Here is a 14,950-nt window from a genome sequence, read left to right as displayed (position 1 = left end):
GGGTAATCCCCCACCTGTCCACCCACATCACCATGGTTTCCCTTGAACCAAACCTGCTCCATATGGCCTTTCCAACCCGGTGGGCAGGCCCACATTACCGGGGCATAGGCCTCGCGACGTTCATCCATGCCCAACGCATGAAAGCCGTGGCGAACATGACCGCCGAGCGAATGGTTGTGAAAATCATGCTGCGCTTGCGCCCAGCGCCAGACAATCGGCAGGCGCAATCCCGGGGCCTCTTCTTTAACGCTGAGAACCGTCGGAAGAGGCCATTCAGGCCGCTCTTTTGATCCTCAACTGCCTGACGTTTCGACCACTGGCCAACCTTATCCGGATTGATATCCAGCGTCCGCCTCAATTCCACAATGTCAGCTTGCGATCGCCATAAAGCCGCCCGGAAGGCGTACCTCTGCTTTCGACCTTCGCCCAGCAAACGATTGCCTGACAGCGAAGCGTGTCGCTCCTGTCGCAAACTTGTCCGATCATGCTTCCATTTATTCTGTCGATAGGATCAAAAAACTGGCGGCCCCACGGGTCATTGATGGCATGAACTGGCGGAAAACTCCCAGGGACACCGCCTTGATCCCCGTACCGATAAGACCCGAGGATACCTTGGTTATGCCAGCAATACAGGGTGCGCCCGCGCCCTGCAAAGTACGGCGGGTTTTGCCGCTGCCTACGCCAATTGGCTCTTGGTGCCGAACCATAATGATGCGGTTCAAACAGCTTACCGCCACAAAAACGGTCTTGAGCGAATGGCGAGAGATGCGCGCAAAGGCTTACCTTTTTTCTCGCAAATCTGGGCCCGCTTTCGCGTGAAATAGTGCAACGCTTCCAATGAACGGGTTTTTCGCCAGAATGCCAGCGTCCAAAGGGTTTGCATGAACCGTTATGAGACGGCGATCCTACCCCGCCAGCCGCACGTCGTCCCGATCGTCAAACTGAAAGCCTGACAGCGCGCCTGACAGTTCCGCCGCACCTGCATTCAGCTGGTGACCCATGGATTTCATCCGGTCACACATCTGGGCGTTTTCCTGTGTTGCCCGGTCCAGCGATTGCACCGCATCATTCAGATCACGCGACACGCCGGCCTGGCCGCTGACCGATTGCGTGATCTCGCCGATCATTTCGCTGGTCTGCGAGACCTGCTCGACAATGATCGACAATGCCTCGCCCGCCGCATTCACCAGATCGGACCCGGCTTCGACCTCTTGCGAGCTTTTGAAGATCAGTTGCTTCACGCTTTGCGCGGCCTCCGATGTCCGCTGTGCCAATGCGCGCACTTCCGAGGCGACAACGGCAAAGCCGCGCCCGCTTTCGCCTGCGCGGGCGGCTTCGACACCGGCATTCAGCGCCAGAAGGTTGGTCTGGAAAGAGATATCTTCGATCATGCTGATAATATTGGAAATCTCACCTGACGAACCTTCAATCCGTTTCATGGCCTCAACAGCGTTCCGGACAATATCGCCGTTGCGCGCGGCACTGTCGCGGGCCTGCGATGCGGTTTCATTGGCCTTCTTGGCCCCCTCAGCGGTGTCCTGCAACGCGCGGGTCAGATCCTGCAGCCCGCCTGCCGTCTGCGACAGGGTATCGGATTGGCGCATCGTCCGCTTGGCCAGTTCATCCGCCACATCTGACAATTCACGCGCGCTGATATTGTAATCGCTCGATGTCTCAGCAGCGGTCCGCAACACATCCCGCAGGCTGATCACAAGGTTATTGAAGCTCTGGCGCGCGCGGTCATATTGCCCGTCCAGTCTTTCGTCGATCATCCGCGAGAAATCCTGCTGCGACAGCGCCTGCAAATGCATGCTCAGCACTTCCACAGCGGTATCCGCCGACCGGCGCTCACCCTCTGCCGCCTCTTCTGCAGCGCGGCTCGCCTCGCTCGAGGCTTCAATCGCCTCGCGTTGTGAGGCCATTGCCCTGTCCATTTCGCGTCGCTGCAACAGTCCCAGTGTCAAGATAACCGTTTCCATCACAACAACCGCCGCATGTAGCAATGTGCGCGCGATAAACCCTTCGGTCATATCAGGATACAGCATCATAGGCATCGTAACACTCATCCCCAGATGATGCAGGGCAATAAACGCCGCCGACCCGATCAGCACCCTGATGTCGTACATCACGGCGATCACCGCCAGCACGGCAAAATACATCATATGTGTGTCGATCTGCCAAGGATTCCCCTGAAACGCCGCCGTCAGCACCATCGTCTGGATCAACAAGGCAAAAGCCACCGCTGGCTTGGCCAATGCGGGCAGCTTCAGCGCAACAGCAAAGGTCGCCGCGCAAAGGACAAAGGACACAACCGCAATACCCAGCACCGCATTGCCGATCATCCAGGCCGCAATTGCCGGTATCGGCGTAAGAACGGCAAGGTTCCACAGGGCCAGTTGAACCCCTTCCATATTGTGAGGGGCATGGTTGTCAGAATGCGTTGTCATTGCGATCCGTGGGTCCTGTCGTCAAATACACATCCCCGCCAAGGGGTTCGCGGTCAGAAGTGCACAACAGGATTTAAGATAGCGTTATCAGCATAACCGTTTGTTTTTTAATAAAAACTCTGCGGGTCGATATCAATCGACAGGCGCAGATTTGCTGGCAGCCGGAATTGCGACACCCATTGCGACAGCGCTTTTTGCAAGGGCGCGGTCTTATCAGCCTTGATCAGCAGCCGCACCCGGTGCCGCCCGCGCACCCTTGCAATGGGCGCCGGTGCAGGTCCAAACAACTGCGCCCCGATCTGGCGCAGGGGCTGATCCATGCGCGCCATTTCCGCACCCAGATCAAACACCTCCTGCACATTTGGACTGCTCAGGATGATGCCTGCCATGCGCCCATATGGCGGCACGCCCGCCGCCTTGCGCTCGGCGGCCTCAGCAGCCCAGAACGCCTCTTCATCGCCCGCAAGAATAGCCCGGATCACACCATGTTCCGGCTGATAGGTTTGCAACAGCGCCTCGCCCGGCGTGTCGCTGCGCCCGGCACGCCCCGCAACCTGACGCATCAGCTGGAATGTGCGCTCAGCGGCCCGCAAATCGGACCCCTGCAAGCCCAGATCGGCATCAATCACCCCCACCAGCGTGAGTAGCGGAAAGTTATGGCCCTTCGCCACCAATTGCGTGCCGATGATGATATCGGTGCCACCTTCCGCAATCTCCTCGATATGCGCTTTCATGGCCCGCGCAGACCCATACAGATCCGACGACAACACCGCGATCCGCGCATCCGGGAACAGCCCTGCAATCTCCTCACCCATCCGCTCGACGCCGGGGCCAACAGCGCTCAACCGATCCTCAGCCTCGCAACTCGGACAGACCGTCGGCATCGGCTTTGTCTCGCCGCATTGATGGCACATCAGCCGCTTGAGAAACCGATGCTCCACCATGCGCGCATCGCACTGATCGCAGCCAATCTGGTGGCCACAAGCACGGCAGAGTGTAATCGGGGCGTAGCCCCGGCGATTGAGAAAAACCAGCGATTGCTCGCCCTTCTCAAGACGGCTCTGGATCGCGGCCCGCAAGGTGGGCGAAACCCACTTGCCGCCAGGCACGTCCTCCACCCGCATATCAATCGCCGCCATCTTCGGCATGACGGCAGCCCCGAACCGCGACGTTAGCTCCAGCTTGGCATATTTCCCCGCCTCGACATTGGCCCAGCTTTCAAGGCTCGGCGTGGCCGAGGCGAGCACCACCTGCGCGTCATTGATCGCTGCCCGCAGCACAGCCATATCGCGGGCGTTATACAGCACGCCATCCTCCTGCTTGTAGGAGGTATCGTGTTCCTCATCGACCACGATCAAGCCAAGGTTCTGATAGGGCAGAAACAGCGCCGAACGGGCACCCACAACCAGTTGCGCGTCCCCCTGCCCGACCATGCGCCAGCAGCGGCGGCGTTCGGTCATGGTCACGCCGGAATGCCATTCAGCAGGCTTCATGCCAAAACGTGCCTCGACCCGGTTGATAAACTCGCCGGACAAGGCAATCTCAGGCAGCAACACCAGCGCCTGACGGCCCATCCGCAAGGCTTCGGCCACAGCCTCCAGATACACCTCGGTCTTGCCTGACCCGGTCACCCCTTTCAGAAGGGTCGTGCCATAGGTATCGCTGCGCAGGGCCGCGCGCAGCGCGTCGGCACCTGCGGCCTGATCCGGGCTCAGTTCCTTGCCGCCATAATCGGAGTCCAGTCGCGGATAGGGAGTATCGCGCGGGGCTTCCTCCTCCGACACCGCCCCTTGCTTGACCAGCCCCTTCACAACAGAGGTGCCCACCCCCGCCATCTCAGCCAATTCACGCAGAGTGAATGACAAGCCGCCATAGTCGCGCAAGACGCCCAGCACCTTCTCACGCGCCCCGGTCACGCGGTCCGGTTCCCGATCGCCCAGCCGGTACACCTTGCGCATCGACTGCGGGTCGCCCAGCCCCGGCGCACGGGTCCCCAAGCGCAGCATCGCTGGCATCGGGGTCAGCGTGTAATCGGCAGCCCGCCCCAGAAACTCCCGCATCTCATCGCGCATGGGCGCCACATCCAGCACCCGGATGACCGACCGGATCTTGGCGCGGTCATAATCACCCTTGCCCGGCCCCCAAACGACGCCCAGCACCTTGCGCGGTCCCAGCGGCACCTCCACAAAGGCCCCCAGATGGCACCCCCCCTCGGGCGCCTTGTAGTCCAGCAGGCGGTCGAGTGGCTGGGTGGTCAGAACACCAACCAGATCGCCTTCATGAAAGAACTCAGGCGGCACGGCGCAATGTGGCCGTCAGCGCACCCATCGCGATCAGAGCACCGCCACCGGCGCGGGTCAGCCAGGTCAGGATCGTAGGGCGGCGGATGGTCGCCCGCAGCCGGTCCGCCAACAAGGCGTAAGCCAGTGCATTCATGGCCGCGAGGCCGACAAATGTGCCAATCAGGATCGCAAATTGCGGGACAAGCGGCGCATCGGGCCGGATAAATTGCGGAACGAAAGCAATGAAAAACACAATCGACTTGGGATTCAGTGCCGTCACGACAGTTGCATGGCGAAAGATGCGGCCCGCAGGCAGCGCCGGGGCATCCACTACGCGCAGCCCGCTCTGTTGGCCAGACGCACGCAGCATCCCCCACCCCATCCATACCAGATAAGCAGCGCCCACCCATTTGATCATCGTGAACAACGCGGCCGAGGTCAGCACCAACGCCCCCAGCCCCACCAGCGACGCGGTCATCGCGATCAGATCTCCCAGCGCCACACCTGCGGCCGACGCAACAGCGACCTTGCGCCCTTGGCTCAGCGCATAGCTGAGCACCAGAATGACCGTCGGCCCGGGGATCAGCAGCAGCGCGATCGAGGCCGACACAAACGCAATCCAAAGCTGAAAATCCATCACGCGCACCCCTTGCAGACCCGAAGGGCTTTTCCCTCCGACCCCCATGAGGTAAACGAGGCTCAAGCAAACGCCAACCCCTTCCCCGGAGCACCGACATGCAGTTTTTCGTAGACACCGCCGAGATCGACCAGATCAAGGAACTCAACGACCTCGGGATGGTCGACGGGGTCACCACAAACCCGTCGCTGATCATGAAATCCGGGCGCGACATCCTCGAAGTGACCAAGGAAATCTGCGCCATCATCGACGGACCGGTGTCGGCCGAAGTGGTCGCACTGGAAGCCGATGACATGCTGGCCGAGGGGCGCAAACTGGCCAAGATCGCCGATAACATCGCGGTAAAGGTCCCGCTGACATGGGCTGGCCTCAAAACCTGCAAGACGCTGACGGATGACGGGATCATGGTCAACGTCACCCTCTGCTTCTCGGCCAACCAAGCACTGCTGGCCGCCAAGGCAGGGGCCACATTCATCAGCCCCTTCATCGGGCGGCTTGACGACATCAACATGGACGGGCTCGACCTGATCGAAGACATCCGGACGATCTATGACAATTACGGGTTCGAGACGAACATCCTCGCCGCCTCCATCCGGTCGGCCAACCACATGAGCGAATGCGCCAAGATCGGGGCGGATGTGGCCACGGCCCCACCCAATGTGATTAAGGCGATGGCGAACCACGTCCTGACCGACAAAGGGCTCGATGCCTTCATGGCCGACGCGAAAAAGGCCGGCATCAAAATCGTCTGAGGAGGCACCCATGACCATCGGAGCCAAAACATGTCTGGGTGTTCTGGTTCTGATGAGCGCCCTCGCGCCGATCACCGCCGCCGCACGGCCCTGCACCACTGACGAGACGGTCCTGCTGTCCTGCACCGTTGAAGACGGCGCGCGAACGCTGAACCTCTGCCTTGCAGGCGACACGCTGCACTACGCGTTCGGCCCCACCGGCGGCGCGCCAACGCTGGAAATGACCCGCATATTCGAAGATGTCGCCTACACGCCGTTTGAGGGCACCGGCGCTATCATCTACGAAAACGTGACGCTCTATAACGGCAATTACGGGTACGAGATGTTCACCTCATCCCGCCTGCGCATTGATCCCGATGCGACGGCCGAAGGCGGGATCATCGTGCGGCTGCCCAATGGCGACACCCAGACGCTGACCTGCGATGCGGGCACGGTCGAGCCCAACAACCCGTTTGACGGGATCGGGGTACTGGCGCGGCTGACGGGTGATGGGCAGGATGACCCGCTTGGCTATTGTCTGGAACGGCTCAGCCCCGGCGCACCGGCAACACTTTGCATTGGGCGTCAGCGGGAGGTCGAGATTTCCAATGGCCTCTGCGATCCGGCCGCCGATGCCAGCAATTGCTGGGCAGAAGAGGCTGCCGCATGGAATACCTTGTTGGATACACGGTTCGATGCAGCGCTGGCCTATCTTGCCGAACTCACTGAACCGGTCTTTCTGGATACGTTGAAAGTGGCTCAGGACACATGGTCGATCAGCCGCAACCTCGACTGCGATATCTATCTGCGTAATCCGTTTGCACCCGACGGCGGCAAGGCGGAATGCCAGGCAATTTATGCTGCCGCCCGGGTTTCTTTTCTGCAGGATGTCGTGAGCAGTGCTGAGTTCGACGGCTGAACCCTCAAGCCACCAACATCCAGACCGCCACACCCGCCAGCACAATCCCAAACACCGCATTCAGCCGTCGCGCGCTGTCCTCACTCCGAAACCCCGCCGCAATCGCGTCGCCCATCAGCGCCCAGAGCGAGAATGCCAGCAGATTGTTCAGCGTAAAGACCGTGGCAATCACGAGCACCGCCACCAACTGTCCCGCCTGCGAGCCCTCCAGAAACTGCGTGAACATCAGCGCCATGATCACGTAGGCCTTGGAGTTCAGCACCAGCAGCAGCGCCCCATCAACAAACCGCGCCGGACGGGCAGCGCCTTCATCCTTCAGCACGCTGGACCGGAACATCTTCCACGCAATCCACAGCACATAGAGCGACCCGGCAATCTTGAGCATATCGAACACCTGCGGAAACCGCTCCATCACGGCCAGAAAGCCAAAGCCGATCCCCGCGGTCACCACCCATGTCGCCAGATGATAACCCGCATTGGCAGGCATCGTCGCCCGAAAGCCGAACCTGGCACCATTGGCGGCAAAGAACAGGTTGCCGGGTCCGGGGCTATAAGCCAGCGGGAACAGGAAAATAACAAGGGCGGCAATGGTTTCGAACATGGGGCAACTCCGCGAATGGTCTTCATCAGCATGCGCCCGGCCAGCCCGCCAAGCGACCCGTTTCCTGCGCATTGACCCGTCGACTGTCCGCACACCGCCAATCACAACGCTTGATTTTGAACAAAGCCCCGTTTAACCCGCTCCAACGCAAACCCTTTGCCCCATGAGAGAGCCATGTAACGCGCAGCGACATAACCTGAACCTTCAACCCACCCTGACGGGATGGGCTGTTTGTTATGTCCAATTCGGGCGGCCCAATCGCCCCAACCTCTCGTGAGATACCAATGACACTGCTGAAATACCCGCGCACGCGGCATATTGAAGGGTCGCGGCTGCAAACCGGTGACCTGAACGATGACAAACCCATCGCCGAGTTGCGCGATACCCACCTCACCATCGAAGAAAAGGTGGACGGAGCGAATTGCGCCATCTCATTCACCGACGGGCAGTTGATGCTGCAAAGCCGGGGGCACTACCTGACCGGCGGTTACCGCGAACGGCATTTCGACATGCTCAAGACATGGGCCAATGTGCATCTGACGCGGCTGCAGGCCGTGTTGGGTGCGCGCTATGTGATGTATGGCGAATGGATGTATGCCAAGCACACGGTCTTTTACGACAAGCTGCCGCATTACTTCATGGAATTTGACGTTTATGACCGGGAAACCTGCTTGTTCCTGTCCACCGCCGCCCGGCGCGAGCTGCTGACAGGCCTGCCCATCATGCCGGTGCCGGTTGTGCATCACCGGCCCATCCGGACCGCCGCAGACATCACCAACCTGATCAGACCCTCGCTTTACAAATCAGCCAGCTGGCGGGATGCGCTGGACAAGGCGGCCATCGCCTCTGGCAGCCGCGCCGATTTTGTCGCCAAACAGACCGAAGACAGCGATCTGGCTGAGGGGCTTTATATCAAGGTCGAACCAGCGGGCAGCGTGACGGAGCGCTTCAAATATGTGCGCCACGATTTCCTGCAGGCGATCGAAGCGTCCGAAGGCCATTGGCAGGACCGGCCCATACTGCCGAACCAATTGGCAGAAGGGGTGGATATTTTTGCGCCCGTGCTTGGGGTGAAAGGGGCCTATGATGAAACGGCCTGACTTTGCCCACCTGCTATCCCTTGTCCCACAGGCCCCGGGCTGGCAGATCGACTGGCCTGCCATCTGGGGCCTCTGGCCAGAGTTCGCCGCCCTCGACACCTGCCCGCAGGACCCGATCCATCATGCCGAAGGCGATGCAGGCACCCACACCCGCATGGTGGTCGAGGCACTGGTGACCCAACCCGACTGGCGCGCCCTGCCGGATCCAGACCGCAGCATGTTGTTCTGGGCCGCCTGTCTGCATGACATCGGCAAGCCGGGCACAACCAAACACGAAGAGGACGGCCGGATCACTTCGCGCGGACATTCACGTCTGGGGGCGTCCATCGCACGGGGGGTCTTGCGAGAGGCACAGGTAGATTTCCATTGGCGAGAGGCCGTCTGCGGGATCATCGCCAAGCACCAACTGCCCTTCTGGCTGATCGAACGGCCCACCCCGGAACGGCTCGCCATCGCGACGTCGCTGATCTGTCGGCCCGATCTACTCTGCTTGCACGCACGTGCGGATGCGCTCGGGCGTATTTGCGATGATCAGCAGGCGGTGCTGGACAACGTCGCACTGGCGCAGACCAGCTTTGCTGAGGCCGGGTGCCCAACAGGCCCCTTCCCCTTCGCAAATGCCGAAAGCCGCCTTGCCTTTCTCGAACGCGACGACCGGGACCCGCATTATGCCGCGCAAGAGGATTTCCGCTGCACCGCCCATGTCATGTCCGCCCTGCCGGGCACCGGCAAGGACACATGGATCGCCGCCAATCTGCCCGACCTGCCAGTTGTCAGCCTCGACGCCATCCGCGCCGCGACAGGCACCGCCCCCACCGACAATCAGGGCGCAGTCATTCAGGCCGCCTATGAACAGGCACGCGTGCATCTGCGGGCAGGACAGGATTTCGTCTGGAACGCCACCAACATCACTGCCCAGACACGGGCCAAGGTGCTGCGGCTCCTGCGCGACTACAGCGCACGCATTCACCTGATCTATCTTGAGGTGCCACCAGACCAACTCACCCGGCAAAACGCCAACCGCCCTGCACCCGTTCCAGGCGGCGTCGTCAGCGATCTGGCACGCAAACTGGAACCTCCAACCAGCCTGGAAGGACACGACGTGACGTTCATCGTCCCGTAGGGTGGGTGATTTCACCCACCCCGCATTGGTGGCAAATATATGGTTCTCTCAGTTGGATTATTTGCAGGCCGACCACATGGATGTTCTTGGTTAAAGTAGGTTCATAACGAAATCGAAGGCGCAAAGTGACCGAGCATGATGTACAATCTTTTTCCAACAACCGAGGGCGCCTATAACCTTTACTTCGAGGAGTTGGACGGCGACTATGACAAGGTCGATATGGTGGACAAGTCACCTGACCGCACGCCCGCTCGTATTATGCAGACACATGCTTTCCGCGCAGGGCGCGAGATCGAAACCGAATATCTGCCGACCAAGTTACGCCCCAAGAAACGCAAGGGAAACCTGCCCGATCTGGCGATACACCGGATGGGCCAGATCTGCTCGCAACGGTTCCGCGATGTGATCGAGGCGCTGGAGCCGGGCGTGCATCAATTCGTGCCGGTGCAGATCGTCTGGAAAGACAAATCGGTCGATGAACGGCCGTATTACTGGTTTGTACCCCGCACGCGTATCTGGACGCTTGATCACGAGGCGAGCAATCCGCCGCTAAGAGAAAATGGTAAATATCTCGGATACGCTATGATGGGAGAGCCTCGCCCTGGCCCGATCCAACCGGTTTTCCGAAAGGACGGGGTGAAGGACCATCACATTTTTGTGGAAGGCGGCATCACGGGGCATTTCTATGCGTCTGAAAGGTTGAAGCAGGCGGTTGAAGACGCGAAGCTGACTGGCGTTGGCTTCAGCGATCCGCTGCCGCTGATTTAGCTCTTTGCAAGGCATCCCATAGGGCGGGTGATTTCACCCATTCTGCTCCAAATCCCTAACACCCGTTAACAAACGCCGCCGCACGCTCCGTTAATCGACCCCACCGCACGGTGGGGTCCGACGTTTTGCCGACGCAAATCCGACGCGATGCCGACCGGGCATTTCCCAATAAAATATGGCGTTAACACTTGATTCGCATGGCCCGCACATTTCCACCGCGCGGTGGGGGTCACGCAACACCCGCCAGCAGCCGGGGTGACACCGAAAAAACACCCTCGGCCGGTTTGGGAAAAATAAATGAAGAAATGCCCGCATCCCTCTGCTAATCTGCAAAAAAACCAAAAACAGAGCAGGCAAAATGAACAAAACACTGATGGCGAATGATCTGCGGGAAAAGATCATCGCGAACCCCAATGTGCTGTTGGAAGATGCTGACGTGATGCGCGCCCTCGTCGGTGCCAATGACGACAATATGGGCGTCAATATCGTTGATCTGCGCTCCATCGCCATGGAACGGCTTGAGGCGCGGTTCGACCGGTTGGAAGACACCCATCGCAACGTCATCGCCGCGGCCTATGACAACCTTGCGGGCACAAATCAGGTCCACCGTGCGATCCTTCGGATGCTTGAGGCCGACACGCTTCTCGCGTTTCTGACCGCGCTGACCGGCGATGTCGCCGACATCCTGCGCGTGGATACCATTCGTCTGGTGCTGGAAAGCGAAACCGGGGAAGACTTCGCCGATTTGGGCCCAGCCGTCGTGGTCATGCCCGAAGGTTTTGTTGATGGCTACGTCACCCTTGGTCGCAATGTACCCGTCCGCCCAGTGACCTTGCGGGCCACGCAAAAGATCAGCAGCGCGCTTTACAATGGGCAAGGCAAGGACATCCTGTCAGAAGCCTGCCTGCATCTTGATCTGGGGCCTGACCACCTGCCCGGTATGCTGGTGATGGGGGCGGAGGACGCGGCGCAGTTCACGCCGCAGCAAGGCACTGACCTGCTTACATTTTTTGCCGGTGTGTTCGAAAGGGCCATGCGCCGCTGGCTGACCGCTGACCGGTGATCGCCCCGGCGCTCACTGACGCGCTTGCCAAATGGCTCGACCATCAGCGGGCACTGGCGGGTGCTGCGAAAAACACGATCAAGGCGTATCAGACCGATGTGCTGGGCTTTCTGTCTTTCATGACCCAGCATAATGGCGACACACAGGGCCTTGGCCCGATCGCCAAAATCGGTGTGCGCGATATGCGATCTTGGATGGCCCATGAACGGGCACGCGGCGTTCGCGCCCGGTCGCTGGCCCGCTCATTGTCAGCCGTCAAATCCTTCTACCGTTGGCTGGCAGAGCGTGAAGGGTTCGAACCCACTGCCGTCCTGTCCACTCGCGCGCCGAAGTTTCAGAAAAAACTGCCCCGCCCGCTCGAGGTGAGCGCGGCCAGCGCCATGATCGACACGGTCGAATTGCAGGCCCGCGACCCTTGGGTCGCCGCCCGCGACGCAGCCGTCGTCACCCTGCTTTATGGCTGCGGGCTGCGGATATCAGAGGCACTGGGCTTGATGGGGCGTGACTTCCCCTTGCCAGAGGTGCTGCGGATCACCGGCAAGGGCGGCAAGGAACGCATCGTGCCAGTCATTGATGCCGCGCGCGACGCGGTTGAGACCTATGTCCGGCTTTGCCCCTACCCGGTCGAGGCGGACGCCCCCTTGTTCCGGGCCATCCGCAGCGGGCCACTGCGCCCCCGGGCGATCCAGAAAGTGATGGAACAGGCCCGGATGCAACTTGGCCTGCCAGCCACCGCCACCCCACATGCGATGCGCCACTCCTTTGCCACGCATCTTCTGTCAGCGGGGGGCGATCTGCGCGCGATCCAGGAACTGCTCGGGCACGCATCCCTGTCGACCACACAGGCCTATACCGCCGTTGATGCGGCCCACCTGATGGAGGTTTACGACAAGGCCCATCCGAAGGCCTGACTGACACAAACCGTCACGCCAATGTGTCGCCTTGTGACTAGGTGGACAGGCGCATCGGTGTCAGTATCCATTTGCATACCAATACATCGCGCATAGGATCAGCCATGAAACTTCGTTTGACAATTGCCGCCCTTGCCACAGTAACCGCAGGTGCTGCTGCGGCGCAGGACTGCACCGCATATACCGCCGAAAGCTCTTTCGATCTGGAAGAACCGGAAATCCTCGCCTTTTATGATTGCCTGAAGGATCAGATGGCCGAAGGCTATGCTGCAGAAGGCGACCCGGTCGGCAGTGTTTACCGCGACTGGGCGGTGACATCCACACGCCCCGCCGTCGCCGGACCGCATGGTGAGCGTCTGTTGCAAACCTTCGCCAATGATATCGCCGCCGATCAATATCTACAGTTCGCCGAGGAAGGGTTCGTCATGCCGGCCGGTTCTGTTCTGGCCAAGGAAAGCATCACGCTTAGTTCACAACGCGGGGCTGCGCGGCCGGGGCCGCTCTTTATCATGACCAAGCTTGATCCGGGCGCTGCCCCCGACACCAATGATTGGCTTTATGCCGGCGTGCAGCCCAATGGCAAAGTCATGAATGTCCAGCAATCGTTCTGCCATGATTGCCACATCGCATGGGACTACCGCGACATGCTGGCATACCCGCTGGAGGAAGTCCGCATCGGGCAATAGACGCATCATCGCCACGGTTGAAAACCCGTCAGCCATGCTGGCGGGTTTTCCTTTTGCATCCGGCGCGGTCATGGGCCATGACAATCCGATGACATTGCGTGCCAAAGCCCTTTTCGTTCACCTGCTCACTGCCAGCGGCGCCGTTTTTGCGATGCTCGCCATGCTGGCCGCCGTCGAAGAAGAATGGAGCCTGATGTTCCTTTGGCTGGTCGTGGCCTTTGCCGTGGATGGCATCGACGGGCCGCTCGCACGCAAATACGATGTCAAATCCAACGCGCCTGCCTTTGATGGCGTCCTGCTGGATCTGATCATCGACTACCTCACTTACGTCTTCGTACCCGCCTATGCGCTGTTCAAATCCGGGCTGCTTCCAGGCTGGACGGGGTGGCTGGCGATCATCATCATCACCTTCACCTCGGCGCTTTATTTCGCCGATACACGGATGAAGACCAAGGATAACTCATTCTCCGGCTTTCCGGGCTGCTGGAACATGCTGGTACTGGTCATCTTTGCGCTGGAGCCGAATTTCTGGGTCTCCCTCGCCTTGGTCAGCATCCTTGCCGTCGCGATGTTCGTCCCCGTCAAATTCGTCCATCCCGTCCGCACGGAGCGCTGGCGGATGCTGACGCTGCCGACAGCGCTCGCCTGGACATTCTTTGCCGGCTGGGCCGCCTGGGTCGATTTCTATCCTGATAGCTGGGCCCATTGGGGGCTGGTGGTGACATCCGTCTATCTGCTTTTTGCCGGGGCCGCGCAGCAGTTGATGTATGGCAGCGATGGCTAGAGCCGGGTCAGGACGACCCCACCCACGATAAGGGCTGCCGCAATCGCCTTGGTCACCCCCAACCTTTCGCCAAACCAGACCCAGCCGATCAGCACCGCAAACAGGATCGAGGTTTCGCGCAAGGCGGCAACCAGCGCAATCGGGGCAACCGTCATTGCCCAGACGGCAATCGCATAGGCGCCATAGGATGCCCCTGCCGCCAGACTGCCCATGACCCATGCCCGCCGATCCGCCACCAGCACTGCGCGCCCGCGCAGGGCCAGGCAGATTGGTGTAAAAAACAAGGCATCCAGCGCAAAAAGCCAGCCCACATAAGCGGTTGCGTCACCCGAAACCCGCGCGCCCAAGCCATCCACCAGCGAATATCCCGCCGTTGCCATGGCCGACCCGATGGCAAGGGGAACCAACCGGCGGCTTTCGCCTGACGAAAACACTCCTTGCGCCATGGTCAAAATGCCAAGACCCAGCACGAACACGCCCACATATTCCCACGGCAGGATCACATCCGCCAGAAATAGGGCCGAAATCACAACGACCATTAGTGGTGCCGCCCCGCGCGCGATTGGATAGACCCGGCTCAGATCACCCTGTTCATAGGCATAAGCCAGAAACAATTTATAGGCCGAATGAAACACGCCAGAGGCCAGAAGCCACAACCAGACCTGGGCGTCCGGCCACGGACGGCTCAGCGCGATGATCAGGCCCGCGCCCCCCTGCACCAGCGTCAGGATCAGCATGCCGGTCATTTTCGACGCGCCCAACTTGATCAGGGCGTTCCATGACGCATGCAGAAATGCAGCGCCCAGCACGGCCAGAAATACCCCGATTGTCATGATACCCGTCCTACCGGCCTGCTTTCGTTTGACACACAATGCATCGGCGCAATAGCTTTTCAAAG

The 14,950-nt window shown here is 60.2% G+C and carries 15 protein-coding genes; 9 read left to right on the top strand and 6 right to left on the bottom strand.

Annotated elements, in window-relative coordinates; translation table 11 throughout:
• The 4 genes from ACFWW4_RS19380 to ACFWW4_RS19365 all read right to left on the bottom strand — a co-directional run.
• A partial coding sequence (locus ACFWW4_RS19380; protein ID WP_411892370.1) for a phospholipase effector Tle1 domain-containing protein occupies positions 1-227 on the bottom strand: 227 nt, incomplete at its 3' end.
• A gap of 678 nt (positions 228-905) precedes the next feature.
• Complete coding sequence (locus ACFWW4_RS19375) at positions 906-2,447, bottom strand: methyl-accepting chemotaxis protein (protein WP_411892369.1); 1,542 nt, start codon at positions 2,445-2,447, stop codon at positions 906-908.
• A gap of 107 nt (positions 2,448-2,554) precedes the next feature.
• A complete protein-coding gene (locus ACFWW4_RS19370) occupies positions 2,555-4,747 on the bottom strand; it encodes a primosomal protein N' (RefSeq protein WP_411892368.1) in 2,193 nt (730 codons plus the stop codon).
• A complete protein-coding gene (locus ACFWW4_RS19365) occupies positions 4,737-5,366 on the bottom strand; it encodes a LysE family translocator (protein WP_411892367.1) in 630 nt (209 codons plus the stop codon). Before ACFWW4_RS19365 ends, ACFWW4_RS19370 begins: the two co-directional genes overlap by 11 nt.
• Before the next feature lie 98 nt (positions 5,367-5,464).
• Between ACFWW4_RS19365 and fsa the strand changes: the two genes are divergently transcribed.
• Together fsa and ACFWW4_RS19355 are read left to right on the top strand one after the other, a co-directional pair.
• On the top strand, positions 5,465-6,118 hold the full coding sequence (fsa, locus tag ACFWW4_RS19360; protein ID WP_411892366.1) for a fructose-6-phosphate aldolase: 654 nt from the start codon (positions 5,465-5,467) through the stop codon (positions 6,116-6,118).
• A gap of 10 nt (positions 6,119-6,128) precedes the next feature.
• Positions 6,129-7,016, top strand: a complete 888-nt coding sequence (locus ACFWW4_RS19355; protein WP_411892365.1) for a hypothetical protein — start codon at positions 6,129-6,131, stop codon at positions 7,014-7,016.
• A 4-nt stretch (positions 7,017-7,020) separates the two neighbouring features.
• Here the strand turns inward: ACFWW4_RS19355 and ACFWW4_RS19350 are convergent, their stop codons facing one another.
• The gene (locus ACFWW4_RS19350; protein WP_411892364.1) at positions 7,021-7,617 is read right to left on the bottom strand and encodes a LysE family translocator; all 597 of its coding nucleotides are present in this window, start codon (positions 7,615-7,617) and stop codon (positions 7,021-7,023) included.
• 284 nt (positions 7,618-7,901) lie between these two features.
• On the opposite strand from ACFWW4_RS19350, the gene ACFWW4_RS19345 reads away from it, so the two are divergent.
• The 7 genes from ACFWW4_RS19345 (at position 7,902) to ACFWW4_RS19315 (ending at position 14,052) form a co-directional block, all read left to right on the top strand.
• A complete protein-coding gene (locus ACFWW4_RS19345; protein ID WP_411892363.1) occupies positions 7,902-8,717 on the top strand; it encodes an RNA ligase family protein in 816 nt (271 codons plus the stop codon).
• A complete protein-coding gene (locus ACFWW4_RS19340; RefSeq protein ID WP_411892362.1) occupies positions 8,704-9,840 on the top strand; it encodes an AAA family ATPase in 1,137 nt (378 codons plus the stop codon). Before ACFWW4_RS19345 ends, ACFWW4_RS19340 begins: the two co-directional genes overlap by 14 nt.
• Positions 9,841-9,975: 135 nt before the next feature.
• Positions 9,976-10,608 (top strand): imm11 family protein, encoded by a 633-nt coding sequence (locus ACFWW4_RS19335; protein ID WP_411892361.1) that lies wholly within the window; start codon positions 9,976-9,978, stop codon positions 10,606-10,608.
• Positions 10,609-10,966: 358 nt separating this feature from the next.
• Entirely contained in the window at positions 10,967-11,671 is a 705-nt protein-coding gene (locus ACFWW4_RS19330; protein ID WP_411892360.1) for a DUF484 family protein, read from the top strand.
• Positions 11,668-12,582, top strand: coding sequence for a tyrosine recombinase XerC (locus tag ACFWW4_RS19325; protein WP_411892359.1), 915 nt, complete (start codon positions 11,668-11,670; stop codon positions 12,580-12,582). Before ACFWW4_RS19330 ends, ACFWW4_RS19325 begins: the two co-directional genes overlap by 4 nt.
• A 104-nt stretch (positions 12,583-12,686) precedes the next feature.
• A complete protein-coding gene (locus ACFWW4_RS19320) occupies positions 12,687-13,268 on the top strand; it encodes a cytochrome P460 family protein (RefSeq protein ID WP_411892358.1) in 582 nt (193 codons plus the stop codon).
• A gap of 88 nt (positions 13,269-13,356) precedes the next feature.
• Positions 13,357-14,052: a CDP-alcohol phosphatidyltransferase family protein gene (locus ACFWW4_RS19315; protein WP_411892357.1), complete on the top strand. Its 696-nt coding sequence runs from the start codon at positions 13,357-13,359 to the stop codon at positions 14,050-14,052.
• On the opposite strand, the gene ACFWW4_RS19310 is transcribed toward ACFWW4_RS19315, so the two are convergent.
• A complete protein-coding gene (locus ACFWW4_RS19310; protein ID WP_411892356.1) occupies positions 14,049-14,885 on the bottom strand; it encodes an EamA family transporter in 837 nt (278 codons plus the stop codon). The two genes, ACFWW4_RS19315 and ACFWW4_RS19310, sit on opposite strands and share 4 nt — an antisense overlap.
• Positions 14,886-14,950: the final 65 nt, after the last annotated feature.

This window comes from Yoonia sp. SDW83-1 (assembly GCF_046762885.1).
Lineage (GTDB): Bacteria > Pseudomonadota > Alphaproteobacteria > Rhodobacterales > Rhodobacteraceae > Yoonia.
The sequence above is the reverse complement of the archived record's forward strand: the minus strand, read 5'-3'. Positions and strand labels throughout refer to the sequence as shown.